At 44.0% G+C, this 15,930-nt stretch carries 17 protein-coding genes; 4 read left to right on the top strand and 13 right to left on the bottom strand.

Features of this window, described 5'->3' with window-relative positions:
- Positions 1-933 (top strand): tetratricopeptide repeat protein (locus tag Q0C11_RS01250; RefSeq protein ID WP_367273719.1); only part of this gene is annotated, 933 nt, incomplete at its 5' end.
- Positions 934-1,228: 295 nt separating this feature from the next.
- Here Q0C11_RS01250 and cheZ read toward each other — a convergent pair.
- The 12 genes from cheZ to tsaE all read right to left on the bottom strand — a co-directional run bounded on the left by cheZ (position 1,229) and on the right by tsaE (position 12,002).
- The gene (cheZ, locus tag Q0C11_RS01255) at positions 1,229-1,987 is read right to left on the bottom strand and encodes a protein phosphatase CheZ (protein WP_293005037.1); all 759 of its coding nucleotides are present in this window, start codon (positions 1,985-1,987) and stop codon (positions 1,229-1,231) included.
- 32 nt (positions 1,988-2,019) lie between these two features.
- Positions 2,020-2,427 (bottom strand): chemotaxis response regulator CheY, encoded by a 408-nt coding sequence (gene cheY, locus Q0C11_RS01260; protein ID WP_293005038.1) that lies wholly within the window; start codon positions 2,425-2,427, stop codon positions 2,020-2,022.
- Positions 2,428-2,804: 377 nt separating this feature from the next.
- Positions 2,805-3,794 carry a hopanoid-associated sugar epimerase gene (gene hpnA, locus Q0C11_RS01265; protein ID WP_293005040.1) on the bottom strand — a complete coding sequence of 330 codons (990 nt, stop codon included), beginning with the start codon at positions 3,792-3,794 and terminating at the stop codon, positions 2,805-2,807.
- 14 nt (positions 3,795-3,808) lie between these two features.
- A complete protein-coding gene (locus Q0C11_RS01270) occupies positions 3,809-4,867 on the bottom strand; it encodes a phytoene/squalene synthase family protein (RefSeq protein ID WP_293005042.1) in 1,059 nt (352 codons plus the stop codon).
- A 66-nt stretch (positions 4,868-4,933) separates the two neighbouring features.
- The gene (lysA, locus tag Q0C11_RS01275; protein WP_293005044.1) at positions 4,934-6,190 is read right to left on the bottom strand and encodes a diaminopimelate decarboxylase; all 1,257 of its coding nucleotides are present in this window, start codon (positions 6,188-6,190) and stop codon (positions 4,934-4,936) included.
- On the bottom strand, positions 6,190-6,315 hold the full coding sequence (locus Q0C11_RS01280; RefSeq protein WP_293005045.1) for a lipoprotein: 126 nt from the start codon (positions 6,313-6,315) through the stop codon (positions 6,190-6,192). The genes lysA and Q0C11_RS01280 overlap by 1 nt, the downstream gene beginning before the upstream one ends.
- 92 nt (positions 6,316-6,407) lie before the next feature.
- Positions 6,408-7,034 (bottom strand): ABC-type transport auxiliary lipoprotein family protein, encoded by a 627-nt coding sequence (locus tag Q0C11_RS01285; RefSeq protein ID WP_293005046.1) that lies wholly within the window; start codon positions 7,032-7,034, stop codon positions 6,408-6,410.
- The gene (locus Q0C11_RS01290) at positions 7,031-7,927 is read right to left on the bottom strand and encodes an MlaD family protein (RefSeq protein WP_293005048.1); all 897 of its coding nucleotides are present in this window, start codon (positions 7,925-7,927) and stop codon (positions 7,031-7,033) included. Before Q0C11_RS01290 ends, Q0C11_RS01285 begins: the two co-directional genes overlap by 4 nt.
- Complete coding sequence (locus Q0C11_RS01295) at positions 7,900-8,709, bottom strand: ABC transporter ATP-binding protein (RefSeq protein ID WP_293005050.1); 810 nt, start codon at positions 8,707-8,709, stop codon at positions 7,900-7,902. Before Q0C11_RS01295 ends, Q0C11_RS01290 begins: the two co-directional genes overlap by 28 nt.
- Before the next feature lie 4 nt (positions 8,710-8,713).
- Positions 8,714-9,826, bottom strand: coding sequence for an ABC transporter permease (locus Q0C11_RS01300; protein ID WP_293005052.1), 1,113 nt, complete (start codon positions 9,824-9,826; stop codon positions 8,714-8,716).
- 236 nt (positions 9,827-10,062) lie between these two features.
- Entirely contained in the window at positions 10,063-11,532 is a 1,470-nt protein-coding gene (locus Q0C11_RS01305; protein ID WP_293005054.1) for an N-acetylmuramoyl-L-alanine amidase, read from the bottom strand.
- Positions 11,496-12,002: a tRNA (adenosine(37)-N6)-threonylcarbamoyltransferase complex ATPase subunit type 1 TsaE gene (tsaE, locus tag Q0C11_RS01310; RefSeq protein ID WP_293005056.1), complete on the bottom strand. Its 507-nt coding sequence runs from the start codon at positions 12,000-12,002 to the stop codon at positions 11,496-11,498. Before tsaE ends, Q0C11_RS01305 begins: the two co-directional genes overlap by 37 nt.
- On the opposite strand from tsaE, the gene queG reads away from it, so the two are divergent.
- Genes queG through Q0C11_RS01325 form a run of 3 tightly spaced genes read left to right on the top strand, consistent with a single transcriptional unit; the run spans position 11,997 to position 15,259 of the window.
- Positions 11,997-13,106: a tRNA epoxyqueuosine(34) reductase QueG gene (gene queG, locus Q0C11_RS01315; RefSeq protein WP_293005147.1), complete on the top strand. Its 1,110-nt coding sequence runs from the start codon at positions 11,997-11,999 to the stop codon at positions 13,104-13,106. The genes tsaE and queG overlap by 6 nt on opposite strands.
- Complete coding sequence (purT, locus tag Q0C11_RS01320; protein ID WP_293005058.1) at positions 13,103-14,317, top strand: formate-dependent phosphoribosylglycinamide formyltransferase; 1,215 nt, start codon at positions 13,103-13,105, stop codon at positions 14,315-14,317. The genes queG and purT overlap by 4 nt, the downstream gene beginning before the upstream one ends.
- A 36-nt stretch (positions 14,318-14,353) precedes the next feature.
- Complete coding sequence (locus Q0C11_RS01325) at positions 14,354-15,259, top strand: D-hexose-6-phosphate mutarotase (RefSeq protein ID WP_293005060.1); 906 nt, start codon at positions 14,354-14,356, stop codon at positions 15,257-15,259.
- A gap of 37 nt (positions 15,260-15,296) precedes the next feature.
- On the opposite strand, the gene ampD is transcribed toward Q0C11_RS01325, so the two are convergent.
- On the bottom strand, positions 15,297-15,869 hold the full coding sequence (gene ampD, locus Q0C11_RS01330; RefSeq protein ID WP_293005062.1) for a 1,6-anhydro-N-acetylmuramyl-L-alanine amidase AmpD: 573 nt from the start codon (positions 15,867-15,869) through the stop codon (positions 15,297-15,299).
- Positions 15,870-15,930: the final 61 nt, after the last annotated feature.

Raw genomic sequence — 15,930 nt, forward strand, 5'->3', positions numbered from 1 at the left:
GCAGCCGACACATTGCTGACGCTGATGCCCGCAGCGGGACATCTGATACACATGTCATCGCATATTTATCAGCGCGTTGGCCGTTACGCCGACTCAATAAAGAGCAACCAACTTGCAATCGCGGCGGATGAAGATTATATCTTGCAATGCCAGGCGCAAGGTTTGTATCCGATGGTGTACTATCCGCACAACATTCATTTTCTCTGGTTTGCAGCGACGCTGGATGGTCAGAGTAAGCTTGCCATGAGCGCTGCGCAGGAAGCAGCTAGCAGGATTGACGATGAAGTGTTGAAAACAATACCACTGACCGCTATATTCCGCGTAACGCCATTTTGGGCGCTTGCACGATTCGGACACTGGCAGGAAATTCTTGCACAGCCTGCGCCTCCCGCAACTAATTTGTTTTTAACCGGAAGCTGGCACTATGTACGTGGTCTCGCATTTGTCGCAACAAAACAATTGCAGCAAGCTGAAAATGAACTGGAAGCGCTGCGCAAGATTATGAAAGATCCGCTACTGGATAGCCCACTGCTCTCAAAAAATACCACGAAGACTGTGCTGAACGCTGCGCCTGAAGTTCTGGCAGGAGAGATTGCCGCTGCGCGAGGGCAGTTCGATCAGGCCATTGCATATCTTGAAAAAGCGGTTCGCCTGGAAGATGCTTTGGTGTACACCGAGCCGTCGGAATTTCACTTGCCGCCACGGTTGGCGTTGGGTGCTATCCTTCTGGAATCAGGGCGACCCAATGAAGCGGAAACAGTTTATTGGGAAGATTTGCGCCGGAATCGCAACAATGGATGGGCGCTTTACGGTTTAGCACAGGCATTGCGAGCACAAAACAAAAACGATGAGGCGGCCATTATCACAGCACGCTTTGAGCAGGCTTGGGCGCGTGCCGATATAAAACTGCGCGCATCTCGTTTTGGGCGCTGATGAGCCATTTGTGGAGTGAAGTGGTGCCGCCAGATAGGGCAAGCAATTAAGCCCTGATATTGCGTTAAAGAGTGACAATAAAATATATCTTTACACAATTTAATTGTTCAGAGAGACTAGAAAAGCCACTGAACAGCTTAAGCCATTGAACCACTCAATAGCGTTATTCAAAAACCAACAAAAACGCAGGTTGCTTCTTACGGGAAGCTGAATTTGATCTGACAGGTACTTTGTGAAGTCAGAGTAACTGTCAGATCAAGTCGCGGTGACTACAAATTAGATGAAGCTACCTCTCTCAGAAACCGAGACTAGCTAACAAATCATCCGCTTGGTTTTGATTGCATACGACATCATTTCTTTTCTCAGGATTTGTAACTGGTCCATTCATGAGTCCTTCATGTTCAGTTGTAATTTTCTTGGCAGGGGCATTGGCGAGTAAAAGATCAATTAGATCTTTTTCTAAACTTTGCACCATATGCGTGATTTTTTTGATGACTTGGCCTGTCAAATCTTGGAAGTCTTGTGCCATCATTATTTCAAGTAATTGGGCATTGGTTGTACTGGTCTGTTCGGGTACCTTGTCAAGATACTGAAGTGTTTCAATAAGCAATGTTTTGAATACTTCAGGATCTGAATTCGCTTGCTGGGTTTCAAAGGCTTTTTTCCATTGCTCGGATAGATAAATTGCATCATTTGAAAGTTTATCTTGAATCGGCATTGCGATTTCAGTGGCATTGAGTGTGCGCTCAGCAGCTTGTTCAGTTTTTGTGGCGACATAAGCCAGTTTATCTTGAGCATCGGGCACTTCAGAAGCAATTTCTTGGAGACGTGTGTCATACCCTAATTCCCGTAAGCTATTGTGTAAGTTCCGTGTTAACAACCCAACCTGATCAAGAATTTTTTTGTCAGTTATTATGGGTTCTTGGTTATCGTTGAATTTGGTTTCAGAATTTTTTGATGTATTAGTTAATTGAATCGGTTTTCTGGATTTTTTGGGGGTTAGAGCTTGATCAATTTCGTTAATTTTTACTTTTATTTGATCTTTTGAATTCATAGTTAACTTACCTATTCGTTGATAGATGGGGTTTACGCCTTCTCAGAAATTTTGGCTTTCATGTTCTGGAAAATTTTATTTAGCTTTTCCTCAAGCACGATGGCAGTGAATGGTTTAACAATATAACCGCTTGCGCCGGCTTGGGCGGCAGCCACAATGTTTTCTTTTTTGGCTTCAGCGGTGACCATAAGGACGGGAATATCTTTTAGTGCAGAGTTCGCGCGCACATTTTGTAGCATAGTTAACCCATCCATATTGGGCATATTCCAATCGGATACAATAAAGTCAAAGTTACCGTCTTGCAGTTTACGTAATGCGCTTGCACCATCTTCAGCCTCGTCAACATTGACAAATCCAAGCTCTTTTAAAAGGTTGCGAATGATTCTACGCATGGTAGAAAAATCATCGACTACCAGAATTTTCATATTTTTGTCCGTCATGCTTTTCTCCGAAAATAGTTGTATCTTTCGTATTACTCGTGCTGCTCGATCTATAACTGGCTAATTAAATAGTTTTATTTGTATCAATCTTGCTGGTGTATTTACGACAAATGACTATTAAAATTGAGGTTAAACCAGAAGAATATTGTGTAGAAATCGTTACTTTAAGGTTTAAGAATTTTAATGTACTTCAGATTGATTAATGCTACGAGAAGTAATCGACGATATTTAGGGAAACTATAATGAAGATAATTAACTGTATTTATAAATATTCTGTTGAGAGCATTCATAAATATATGAAGTATGAAGTTATGCAATAAGAAATAACAAAATCAGCCTGGGTTTGTAGTGTTTTTAGGACAAATGTTTTTGATCAATTAGTTGTTGTAACCATTTTCTTTGAACCAGTTAATGGCGTCTCTAATTGCTTCAAATGCCGGACGGTATTGGTAGCCTAATTCATGTTGTGCTTTCTTGCTGGAGAAAAACATTGTTTTTTTGGCCATACGAATGCTATCCATCGTTGCGCGCGGTTCTGAGTGCGTGAGGCTTGCAATTTTTTCCATACACCATGCCATAGGCAACATTAGACTGATAGGTATGTTGATGCGATTCTTCTTTGTTCCGGTGATTGAATCAATAGTTTGTAAGATTTGTAACAGAGTCATGTCATCGCCACCTAATATGTAGCGTTCCCCTATTTTTCCACGCTGATACGCTAATAAATGACCATATGCAATATCATCGACATGAGCAACGTTCAGTCCAGTATTGACGTAAGCAGGCATACGACCCATGAGTGTATCCAATATGATGCGCCCAGTTGGAGTAGGGCGAATATCTCGAGGGCCTATCGGAGCTGAAGGATTGACGATAGTTAAGGGTAAATGATACTCATCGGTTAATTGTTTCACCATTTGTTCAGCGAGATATTTGGAGCGCTTATAGTATCCGGAAATCGTAGAAATATCGGATGGAGTTTCTTCGTTGGCCGGTGCTCCATCGGGGTTGAGGCCGAGTGTCGCTACACTGCTAGTATATACTATACGTTTTATGCCTTCCTGATGAGCAGCTAAGATGAGTGCGCGCGTACCATGAATGTTAATATCATACATAGTTTCAGGGTCAGGTACCCAGAGGCGATAATCAGCGGCGACATGAAAAAGGCTATCGCAACCATGAACTGCACGTTTCAGGGATTCATGGTTACGTAGATCGCCTTCGAAAATTTCAACTGCAAAATTTCTAAGATTTCTCCGATCACTATTCGGTCTAGCCAAAACACGAACGTCATGTCCGGCAGTGAGCAAACATCGCATGACCGCTGAACCGAGAAATCCAGTGGCGCCTGTAACCAATGATTTCATATTATCGCAATTGCTCAGTTAATTTCTGATAACACCGCTTGGTGTAAGCTAACTTCAGGAAGGTTTCTGGAAGTATACTTGAACAATAGTTCGAGTATCCAGTTGTGACTGGCAAACAAACTGGTTGTTACGATGGCCGCTTTAACGCTACGACGACTGATTTTTACTTGTGCTCCTGCAGAAAAATTTCGGTGTTGATTTATTTTGTTGAGGGTCAGGATGGCCATGCCAATGGCCCATAAACAAAAACGGCGAATACCTTTTTCGTGCGGAGGGATCAGGCTAGTGTAGACTAGGGCGTTAAGCAAATGCCCTTTGGCAACTCCCAATAGTTCTGCTAATCCGGCTTGAAATTTGGTATCACTCATGCCAGGATGCAATTTGCTGAGATCAAATCCATGCTTAAGAAAAATATCTTGTGGCAGCCAGCATGCACCACGCTCACGGTCATCCCATATGTCTTTAAGAATATTTGTCATTTGCAAGCCCTGTCCAAATGATACGGCAAGTTTCATCAAAGTGGGTTTATGCGCATTGATCTCCTCTGAGTAATCACAGAATAGCTCGGTTAACATTTCACCGACAACGCCTGCAACGTAATAACAATATTGGTTCATTGCGGATAAATCTTTGAGTCCTTCCAAAGATTCGGTTTCCTGATAATCCGCCATACCCTGAGCCATGATTTTAACGCATCGCTCCAATGCTTTGCGTTGCACGGGATTGAAACTGTGTGTGATGCGAATAACTGCGGGTGTATTTTTAATTAAGTCATGTTCTGCAGGAATGGTTTGCTCAGAAAGGAGAGGGCGCAATATTTGTGAAAATTCTTTTGCTGATGCATTTCCACATACCACTTCAGCAAACATGTCCGATAATTGTCGGGTTTGTTCGATTGTCAGAGCATTATCATCTTCAATCGTGTCAGTGATACGACAAAGTAGGTATGCATTACCGATGATGCAACGTAAAGTCTCAGGTAATTGTGGAATGGTTAATGCAAAAGTGCGTGAGACACCTTGCAGGATGTAGTCTTGATATTGCTCATCATTGATGCGAGAGTGGCTTGTCATTACAAATTTATCATAAAGCAATACAACGTGTTAATACAATTAAATGCGTCCCCTGATTCATGTTGCTCAGTAAGATGGAATTTTCTCGTTAGAAAATAACTGATCAATTGTTTCACGTTGCCGGATAAGGTGGGTAGTGTTTTTATCTACCATAATTTCAGCGACGCGCGGCCGCGAATTGTAATTCGAGCTCATGCTCATGCCATATGCACCGGCTGACATGATAGCCAAAAGATTACCACTAATCAGACCAATTTTGCGATCATGACCCAAAAAATCACCCGTTTCACATACAGGTCCAACGATCTGATAATCATTGATTTCTCCAGAATTCTTTTTAACGGGTAAAATTTCATGATAGGCATCATAAAGTGCTGGACGCATAAGGTCGTTCATTGCTGCATCAACAATAGCAAAATTACGTACAGGCGTATGCTTCAGATACTCAATGCGTGTTAGAAGGATGCCTGCGTTACCTACCAAAGAGCGGCCCGGTTCGATTAAGAGGCGCTGTTTTGCTTGATGCGTACTGGCGCAAAGCATGGAGATATAATCACGAATCGATGGCAAAATCTCATTAGTATAGCGAATGCCTAATCCTCCGCCTAAATCCAGGTGCTCAATTTCTAGGTTTTTCGACTGCAGGGTATCCAGTAAGCTGAGCATTTTTTTACTGGCTTGGATGAAGGGTTCGAGTTCTGTTAACTGCGAGCCAATATGGCAATCTAAGCCGATAAAACGAATATTTTGATATAAGTGTGCAAATTGGTAGATCCTTTCAGCTTCGCTGGCCAGAATGCCAAATTTATTTTCTTTGAGCCCGGTGGAAATATATGGATGCGTTTTAGCATCGACATCCGGATTTATACGCAAACTAACCGGTGCAATCTTGTCCATTTCTTTGGCAATTTGATTTAATGAAATTAATTCAGCCTCAGATTCTACGTTGAAACATAAGATATTGACGTCTAGCGCCATACGCATTTCATGCATACTTTTTCCAACACCGGAAAAAACCGTTTTTCCTGGATCTCCACCTGCCTTAATGACACGTTGCAATTCCCCGCCGGATACGATATCGAAGCCGCTGCCAAGTTGGGCGAATAGATTAAGTATGGCAATATTTGAATTGGCTTTTACTGCAAAACAAATCAAATGGTCACGGCTTGCAAATGCAGCATCGAATTCTTGATAAGCTTTAGTTAAAGCTGATTGCGAATAAACATAACACGGTGTTCCGAATTTCTCGGCAATCTGTTTTAAAGGTACTGATTCGACAAAGAGCTCATCGTCATGGTAATCAAATTCTGGAAAACCACTCATTATCTTTCAATTTCAACTGGAGTCAAGCGACTAGCTTCATCAGTTTTAGGTAGATAAAGCGGCCCTTTGAGCCCGCATGCACTTAAAGAATAAACTAACAGGATCACGGCACAGATTAAACGCATGGAAAAACCCTAAATGATAATTTACCGGATACTATCATAAGCGAATGACAAATTAATCAAACTTGTAATTAATTTTGGCAATCATAACAAGGTTAAGCGGGCGGCAGTTTTACGGTCAACCAGCTCACTAATTCATTTATTAGTTTATCGCTTGCAGAGTTAAGCGCGAATACTGCGCCTGCGGCATCAGCAGAAGGACTGCTTTCGATAGTACTGAAATCTTTTTGAGCGAATAATTTGCGGGAATTACGTTCAATTAAGCTAACACGAAGACTAACAACGACATGACTTGAATCTGTTGTATCAAATAGCTGGGTAAATTCGTCCAGTTCAATTTGCAGCACATAATCAGCTTTGGCTGTGCCGCTATCTTTTAAGACTTGCTCGGGCGTGTTGGTCACGATACGGTTGCGTATTTGTTGGGTAAGCAACGTTGCAGGTGCTGCAATCCAGCGGCTATTGGCATAAGCATAAGACTGCGCAGGATTGTCATAGAGCAACCGGTAATGGATCGCGGTACTGTCTAGCCAAGCAGGTGCTGCCGCTTCGTTAATGAGCAGACTTCTTCGGTGTAGTTGCGATTGATTTGGCACTTGTTCGGTCAGGGATAAATGCGGCATACCAAAAGCGTAAGTCGATATGGCAGATTGAGGTTTGTGCAATACAGAGCAACCCGTTAGAAAGAGAAGAATAACGATTAACAATAGCATTTGCTTCATGGTTTATTTCCTGTGGGTGGAACGAAACCTGTCTCGCCCGGGCCAGGTGATGAAGGAGAGCGACCAAATATTAAGCTCTGCGGATTTTCTTCTAATTGGTGAAGTACTTTATCTAAGTTGTTGGAATTACGTATTATGCTGTGACTTAATTGTCGTAACTCAGGAATTGTAGTGGCGAGCTCCTGGGTACTTTGTGACAAACTATCAAAGATGCCTTCTTTTTGATTAGCTTTGGATACCGTAAGATTGAGCTCGCCCAGAAGTTGGTCCAAACGTTTGACTAAGGTGCCGGATTCTATGGTTAATTCAGTAAATGCTTTTAACACCGGTTGCAAATGACCAGCAATACCATCAAAATTTTTAGTCGCTTTATCAATATTCTGCAAAATTTGTGAAACATGCCCCTGGTTTTGCTCATTCAACAATTGGTGCATTTTTAGTACCAACTGATTGACGTTGCTGAGTAGATCCTGTCCAGAGCCTGTGACCTCATCCAGCAATGATCGACGCATTGGAATCCTTTCATCGCTAAGTATTTCATTATCAACACCATCATCATTGAGCTGAATATAAGCGAGTCCGGTAACACCTTGATAGCCTAATTGCGCATAAACACTTTTTCTCAGGGTAACATTCTCGTTAACTGCAATCTGGATAAGTATTTGGTGTGGATTATCAGGATCAAATTGAATCTTTTCCACTTTGCCAATATTAACGCCGCGATAATGTACGGCAGATTGAGGATTAAGCCCGCTCACTGATTCCTTGGTAACCACGAGATAATCTGTGCGCTTAGTATTGTTGCCGCTGAACCACATGGCGACTAAAGCTACAGAAATACTCAATAAAATAACAAAGATGCCGGCTATGAGGGCATGGGCACGGTTTTCCATGTTCGCTCCGAGTGATTTTTTTGCTCGATTTTATGTCGTATGTTTTTAAAAAAACTGGTAATAAATGGGTGTTGAAAGCTATCTATTTCATCTAAGGTGCCCGTTACGATCACTTGTTGATCAGCCAGAACCGCAATGCGATCAGATAATGCTACAAGCGTATCAAGGTCATGGGTAACCATAACAATGGTGAGATTCATTTCACTGCGTAAAGCTAGAATCAATTCTACAAAACTTTGACTTAGCTCTGGATCCAGTCCGGCAGTAGGTTCATCGAGAAATAACACTTCTGGGTCTAATGCCAGCGCACGAGCTAAGGCGACGCGCTTGATCATTCCTCCGGATAAGGCCGCTGGCATCTTGTCAGCATGCTCGAGTTTTATTGCCACCATATTGAGTTTGACTAATACTAAATCACGAATTATATCTTCACTGAGCGTATGCAATTCACGTAAGGGCAGCGCAACATTATCGAACACAGTTAATGCGCTAAATAATGCCCCTTGCTGAAAAAGTACGCCGGAATGACTTCGTATATTTTCTTTTTTCAGATTGGAATTGGCATCTTTTAGAGAGCTACCAAAGATTTTTACTGTTCCTTGGGAAGGCTGCTCAAGCCCCAGCATATGACGTAGTAATGTCGTTTTTCCACTACCTGAGCCACCGATCAATGTCAAAACCTCGCCGCGATACACATTTAAATTGACATCGCGATGGACAATATGATTGCCGTAGCGAGTGTTTAGTGATTCGATTTCAATAATACATTCCGACTTTTTCATTAGTCTAACCAATTCCCACGTCAGAGAATAGTATTGCAAAAATTGCATCTATAATGATGACCACGGTGATGGCAGTCACCACAGAAGCGGTAGTGCCTTCACCCAAGCTTTCAGTATTGGGTTTGATTCTTAGGCCAAAATGACATGCAATCAATGCTATCACCATTCCACTTACAATACCTTTTCCTAATCCCAGCCACAAATTTCCTATTGGTACAGAATCCGGCAGTGCAGTAATGAAATAATGATAGTGCAAGCCCAGCTGTATTTCGGCTGCGACCATGCCGCCTAATAAGGCCACTGCACTGGTCCATAGAACGAGGAGTGGCATGGCAATACCAAGACCCAGCACTTTGGGCAATATCAATCGTTGACTATGAGAGATGCCCATGACAGTCAAAGCATCCAGTTCCTGAGTTACACGCATAACGCCCAGTTGCGCAGTCATTGCTGAACCCGAGCGACCCGCTACCAGTATTGCCGCCAGCATTGGGCCAAGTTCGCGAATGATGCTAATTCCCAATATGTTAACTATAAAGATGTCGGCGCCAAATAATTGCAATTGTTTGGATGAAAGATAACTTAATACAATCCCAATCAGAAACCCCACCAATGCAGTGATACCCAGCGCCTGTGCGCCAGTCCTGTATAAATTTGCTGAGATTTCACGCCAAGGAATGTAGACAGGATGCCGGATTAAGTAAATCACATCAAGCATTAATTGACCAATCAATGCGATCAAACCTACGAAATGTTGCCATAAAACTAGCGCTAGTTCTCCTAAGGCAGTGACTGGCCATAGTAAATCCCGGTGCTTGGTTTCTAACCGGAGGGGGGGTAACCGTTCTAAGCGTTCAAACATCTTTTCATGTTCGGAACGTAGTTGCAGATGCTCTGGGCGCTTTGTTTTCCATGCACGCCAGAGCATGACAGTGCCAGCAGTATCGATTTGTTCAATGCCCGTTAAGTCCCAATAAAGATTCTGATTTTCAGCCGCACGGGATAGCTCGTTTTCTAGGGGTGTCAACAAGGATTTCAATGCGGTCAAGGTATAGTTGCCCGTCAGGATAATGTGAGGAGAGCCTTCTTTAGTACAGAGTTGATACCAATGACTCATGGTTTTCCGAGAGTGATGACTAGATATTAATTTAGACTTGGTCTTATTCATGGAAATTACCAAGCAGATTTAAAGCCGATCGGGTTATCTAATGCAAGCAGATTCTCGCATCTTAGTTTGGTTGTGCTTATTGCAATCTACGTAAAATAAAGGGTGTTATTGTTATTGTATATGCATATAGCAATCCAAAGCAGTTTAATCAGATTTGCCATTCTTCCGACAAACATTCAGCAGATTTATTTTGTTTGCGCTATCGTAGCGCGAGCTAATGCCGGATTATCTAAAAAATAATTCTTAATTCCTAGAAACATCGCGTCTGCCATCTTGCTTTGATAATCTCCACTGCGTAATTTTACTTCTTCTTTGGGATTGCTGAGGAAAGCGGTTTCCACCAGAATTGAAGGAATATCTGGTGATTTAAGTACTGCAAAACCAGCCTGCTCTACATTTCTTTTGTGTAAGTGATTTATGTTGCCGAGTTGTATTAACACATATTCAGCCAATTTAACGCTGTCATTGATAGCGGCGTTAAGTGACAAGTCCAGTAGCAATTCTTTGATATCTTTTGATTTTGACGTGATGTCAATTCCTCCCATCAAATCACCGTCGACGCTGTTTTCCTTGTCAGCTAGCCAGCTGGCCGTAGTCGAAGTGGCGCCATGTTCAGATAACGTGAATACCGAAGAGCCATGGGCATGTGACTTTGGATTGGCGTCTGCGTGTATTGACACAAACAAATCGGCATTGGCGCGTCGTGCAATGATTCGTCGTTGCGGAAGCGAAATATAATGATCGCCATCACGTGTCAGAACAGCCCGCATGTTGGGCTCTTTATCAATTTTTTCCTTAAGCTTTCTGGCAATTGCCAACGTGATATCCTTTTCGTAGGTGCCTTGTTTCCCGACTGCGCCAGGATCCTTGCCGCCGTGGCCGGGATCAATTGCTACAATGATAATCCTTGGCACCATACTTTTGGGTGGCGTCGAATTGGGTTTACGGTTTTGTGCTGCTTGAAAACTGCCGGGTTGTTTAGTTTGGTTTGCTTGTTGAGGTTGGAGTTGGGGTGGTGATGGAGGAATCAATTGGGCTGGGCTGGGTTTTCGTTTGTTGCTCCCTTGTATTAGAGCGGTAACCAATTTATCCAGAGCATCTGTTTCAAGATCAGCGCTGGCAGCAGGATGGGCGTGATTGTTCAAATCTATCTTAGCTGCTTTGTGCGGATGATAAATATCCAATATCAATCGATAAGCAAAATTTTCTTTGGGTGGTACAACAAATGTGCGTGGAACAACATGCGCTTTTAAATCGAATACCAGCCGGATAACGTGTGGTGTAAACTGACCGATACGAATATTTTGCACAAATGGGTCGATGGCATCCACCTGCCGGGGCAAGGTATGCAGTATCGGATTAAGCTTGGTATTGTTTAGATCAATAACCACGCGGTGCGGGTTATCCAGCATACTCAGTTCATAATCAAGCGGCAGATCGGATTCAAGCGTGATACGCGTGTAGTCAGGGGTCAATCCAACGCGAACGGATTGCACGGTGGCATTCGCAGCCAGAACGGATTGGCTCAACAACATCCAGCAACAAAAAAAGATTAATATCAGGGACGTCAGAAAACCATGTTTCACGGTAGCATTGCTGCAGTCGCTAAAATATGCAATCAGGTGTTTTTTTCTGTATTCCAACGTATCAGGCATTGTTTTCCTGTCTCTGTGCTGCTCCGGATTTGAATATTTCTGCCCGGATCAAGCATGTTAAGAAAGCACTGCAGATCAGCTCTTGGCAATAAATCCCCTGCTTTTTCAGGCCATTCCACCAAACAAATAGAATCTGAATTAAAATAATCGCGGAAGCCTGCTTCTTCCCATTCAGAATAATCATTGAAACGATAAAAATCAAAGTGATACAAGTATAACCCAGAGATTTTGTAGATTTCAACTAAATTATATGTAGGACTTTTGACGACATGCGAGTATCCCAGGCCGTGTAAAATACCCCGAGTTAATGTGGTTTTACCGGCGCCTAGATTACCGAACAGATGAATTGTCAAGCCAGAATGCAAGCAAGTTGCTAATTCTTCACCGAATTTCAGGGTTGCTTTTTCATCGGCAAGATAGTGCGTGAGAATTTGTGCTGATTCAGCATCTGTCGAATGAATGCTATGCAAGAGAATACTCCAACAAATAATATATCTGATTATGCAGCCTTTGCCGTTGCCATTAAAACATGGGGCAGGGAGCTAGGCTTTCATGACGTCCGTATCGCCGATGCTAAAGCGGACATCACCGCGATCGAGTCCAGTTTGTTCGCATGGTTAAACAAAGGATATCACGGTGAAATGGATTATATGGTGAAACATGGCACCAAACGTACCCGTCCTGCCGAACTTGAACCTGGTACGCTGCGAATTATTTCTGTGTGCATCAATTATGCGCCACCTGCAGTCAAAAATAGCTGGGATGTAATTCACTCGGGAGAACGAGCATTTATTTCGCGCTATGCACTGGGACGAGACTATCATAAGGTTCTGCGCTCTCGGTTGCAAAAATTGGCGGATAAAATGACAACGGAAGCGGGGCCGTTCAATTACCGGGTTTTTTCTGATAGCGCGCCGGTTATGGAAGTGGCGTGGGCGCAGAAAGCCGGCCTGGGTTGGCGCGGTAAGCATACTTTGTTGTTGTCACGCCAAGCGGGCTCGATGTTTTTTCTCGGTGAAATGTATACCGATCTACCGCTACCTGTCGATGAGGAAACTGAAAATTATTGTGGTAGTTGCACCCGATGTATCGATATTTGTCCGACACAGGCTATCGTTGCGCCATATCAGGTTGATGCGCGGCGCTGTATCTCCTACCTGACCATCGAATTAAAAGACAGCATTCCGGAGTCGTTACGCCCGCTAATTGGTAATCGTATTTATGGCTGCGATGATTGTCAGTTGGTGTGTCCGTGGAATAAATTTGCCCAAATTACTAATGAGAATGATTTTCATGTGCGCAATGGATTGGATGATGTGTCGCTGATTGAATTGTTCAGTTGGGATCAACAGACATTCGAAGCTAAATTAGCCGGCAGTGCGATTCGTCGTATCGGCCATACGCAGTGGTTACGAAATATTGCGGTCGGTTTAGGAAATGCACCGTATTCTGCGGAAATTGTCCAAGCGCTGCAAGCACGGCTCGATGATACTTCAGTTTTGGTGCGTGAGCATGTGCAATGGGCGTTACAACAACAGAGTTTGAAAAAAACAGCAACCGAGGAAAAAATATGATGAATAAACGATCCGCTATCGGCACACCGCTGAGTGCATCAGCGACCAAAGTCATGCTGCTGGGCAGTGGCGAGCTGGGTAAAGAAATCATTATCGCGCTGCAGCGATTGGGGGTGGAAACCATTGCAGTAGATCGCTATGCTGATGCGCCTGGGCAACAGGTGGCGCATCGTGCGCATGTGATTAATATGACGGATGGTCAGGCGTTACGCGCACTGATTGAGCAAGAACGCCCCGACATCATTGTGCCGGAAATTGAAGCGATTGCAACCGATATGCTGTTAGAAATCGAACAAGCGGAGATGGCTACTGTAATTCCTACTGCGCGCGCCGCCAAACTGACGATGAATCGTGAGGGAATTCGTTGTCTGGCAGCAGAAAAACTGGGTTTGCCAACTTCGTCGTATGCGTTTGCCGATAGTCTGGATGAACTGCGCGTAGCAATTAATGGCAAGATTGGTTATCCCTGCATCGTAAAGCCGGTGATGTCCTCTTCGGGTAAAGGGCAATCGCGCATCGAGAATGCAGATGAAATTGAAACAGCATGGAATTACGCTGCGAGCGGCAGTCGGGTAAATCAAGGGCGGGTAATTGTCGAGGGCGTGATCCATTTTGATTACGAAATTACGCAACTGACGGTACGTGCACTGGATGCTGACGGTAATGTTAAAACGCATTTCTGTGAGGCGATCGGCCATGTGCAGGTGCTTGGTGATTATGTCGAAAGCTGGCAACCACAGGGAATGTCACCCATGGCATTGGAACGCGCACGTGAGATTGCTAAAAAAATTACTGATGATCTGGGTGGTTTTGGTATTTTTGGTGTGGAACTGTTTATCAAGGGTGATGATGTCTGGTTCAGTGAAGTCAGTCCGCGCCCGCATGATACCGGTATGGTAACCATGTGCAGCCAGAAACAAAGTGAGTTTGATTTACATGCGCGCGCCATTTTGGGATTGCCTGTGGATGCCACTTTGCTGGCACCGGGTGCCAGCGCAGTGATTTATGGTCAACTGGAAGCGCAAGGTATTGCATTCTCCGGTGTGGTTGAAGCGCTCAGCGTCCCGCACAGCGATTTACGCTTGTTCGGCAAACCAGAATCATTCAAGCGCCGGCGCATGGGCGTTGCGCTGGCAAACGGCGTTAATACGGACGAAGCCCGCAGCCGTGCTAAACTTGCGGCTAGTCGGGTAATACCCATCAAAGCATAAATAAACTGAGTAACCAACAATTGAATAAGGAAAATCATGACTATTGAGCAACTCAACGCTAAATACAAACTGACAGGGCAACTTGAATTTATCGTCGGTAAAGGCGGATTGCCGATGATTCAGGTGAATAGCGCCAAAGCCAAAGCACTGGTTTCAATTCATGCCGGACAAGTGTTGTCGTATCAGCCAGTCGGTGAACCGGAAGATGTCATGTTTTTGAGTGAAAAAGCGTATTACCAGGACGGCAAAGCGATCAAAGGCGGTGCACCGATTTGCTGGCCATGGTTTGGCGCCGATCCGGAAGGCAAGGGCCCGGGACATGGCTTTGTGCGCAATCGTGCGTGGAATGTCGTGGCAACCGAAGCCATGACAAATGGTGATGTCAAAGTCACGCTAGGTTTAATAGATACGCCGGACACGCGCGAGATCTGGCCGCAATCGTTCAGTCTGCAGCAAGAAATTATAATTGGCGAAAGTTTGAATCTGTCTCTGATCACGCGTAATACCGGCAAAGAAAAATTCTCCATTACGCAAGCGTTTCATACTTATTTTAAAGTGGGGGATATTGCACGGACGAAAGTGCTTGGTTTGGAAAACTGTGAATATATCGACAAGGCGGGCGGCAGCAATGCACAAAAACAACAATCGGGCGCTGTGACCATCGAATCCGAAGTCGATCGCATCTATTTGGATGTGGGAAATACTTTAACAATTGCCGATAGTGCGCTCAATCGACATATTCAGATTACTTCGCAAGGCACTAAAACCGCAGTGGTTTGGAATCCCTGGGAAAAAATTTCCAAGGAAATGGCCGATCTGGAAGACGCTGATTACCAGCGCTTGCTGTGCGTTGAAACGACGAATGCTGCGAATGATGTGGTGGAAGTCGTGCCGGGAGGTGAATGTCGATTAACCGCAGACTATCGGGTGATACGCAGCTAGTCCAGGAAAATGTACATGATGCAGCGTGCTTTCCGCATCATAATAAATGCTGGGCTGCAGTGAAAACTTTCTTGTCGCCAAGCTCTAACGCATATTTGTTCCAATTGAAACAAGATCCCGGATCGGTTTTGCGTCCAGGTGCGATATCGGAATGTCCGGCAATATGTTGGATGGGGTATTGATTGCATAGGCACTGTGTCAGTGCAGTCAATGATGAATATTGGTTCTCAGTAAACGGTATGGTGTCACTGCCTTCGAGTTCTATGCCTAACGAAAAGTCGTTGCATCGCTCTTTCCCTTGCCAACAAGATACACCCGCATGCCAGGCACGTTTAATACAGGAGACAAATTGAATGATTGCACCATCACGGCGAATGAAAAAATGCGCCGATACTTTCGATCCCTGTAATGATTGATAATAAGGATGTGCTTGCGGGTCGAGTTGGTTGGTAAACAATTCAATCACGCCATTGCCGCCAAATTGGTTGGGCGGGAGACTGATGTTGTGGATCACCAATAAGCTGATTTTGGTATCCTCTGGACGGTCGTCACAGTTAGGGGATGCGATGAATCGAGCGGTATCCAACAAACCGGCGGCATCAATGTGCATGATAAAATGAGCTGATAATCCTATGATCCTCCATGGTAGCTTACCTTAACAAAACTTGAAA

Origin of the sequence: Nitrosomonas sp. (assembly GCF_022842015.1) — a bacterium.
Taxonomy (GTDB): Bacteria; Pseudomonadota; Gammaproteobacteria; order Burkholderiales; family Nitrosomonadaceae; genus Nitrosomonas.

Excerpts from the sequence above, each read along its gene's own strand:
- cheZ (WP_293005037.1), bottom strand. The coding sequence starts at position 1,987 with ATGAATTCAAAAGATCAAATAAAAGTAAAAATTAACGAAATTGATCAA.
- cheY (WP_293005038.1), bottom strand. The coding sequence starts at position 2,427 with ATGACGGACAAAAATATGAAAATTCTGGTAGTCGATGATTTTTCTACC.
- hpnA (WP_293005040.1), bottom strand. The coding sequence starts at position 3,794 with ATGAAATCATTGGTTACAGGCGCCACTGGATTTCTCGGTTCAGCGGTC.
- Q0C11_RS01270 (WP_293005042.1), bottom strand. The coding sequence starts at position 4,867 with ATGACAAGCCACTCTCGCATCAATGATGAGCAATATCAAGACTACATC.
- lysA (WP_293005044.1), bottom strand. The coding sequence starts at position 6,190 with ATGAGTGGTTTTCCAGAATTTGATTACCATGACGATGAGCTCTTTGTC.
- Q0C11_RS01280 (WP_293005045.1), bottom strand. The coding sequence starts at position 6,315 with ATGCGTTTAATCTGTGCCGTGATCCTGTTAGTTTATTCTTTAAGTGCA.
- Q0C11_RS01285 (WP_293005046.1), bottom strand. The coding sequence starts at position 7,034 with ATGAAGCAAATGCTATTGTTAATCGTTATTCTTCTCTTTCTAACGGGT.
- Q0C11_RS01290 (WP_293005048.1), bottom strand. The coding sequence starts at position 7,927 with ATGGAAAACCGTGCCCATGCCCTCATAGCCGGCATCTTTGTTATTTTA.
- Q0C11_RS01295 (WP_293005050.1), bottom strand. The coding sequence starts at position 8,709 with ATGAAAAAGTCGGAATGTATTATTGAAATCGAATCACTAAACACTCGC.
- Q0C11_RS01300 (WP_293005052.1), bottom strand. The coding sequence starts at position 9,826 with ATGAGTCATTGGTATCAACTCTGTACTAAAGAAGGCTCTCCTCACATT.
- Q0C11_RS01305 (WP_293005054.1), bottom strand. The coding sequence starts at position 11,532 with ATGCCTGATACGTTGGAATACAGAAAAAAACACCTGATTGCATATTTT.
- queG (WP_293005147.1), top strand. The coding sequence starts at position 11,997 with ATGCAAGAGAATACTCCAACAAATAATATATCTGATTATGCAGCCTTT.
- purT (WP_293005058.1), top strand. The coding sequence starts at position 13,103 with ATGATGAATAAACGATCCGCTATCGGCACACCGCTGAGTGCATCAGCG.
- Q0C11_RS01325 (WP_293005060.1), top strand. The coding sequence starts at position 14,354 with ATGACTATTGAGCAACTCAACGCTAAATACAAACTGACAGGGCAACTT.
- ampD (WP_293005062.1), bottom strand. The coding sequence starts at position 15,869 with ATGCACATTGATGCCGCCGGTTTGTTGGATACCGCTCGATTCATCGCA.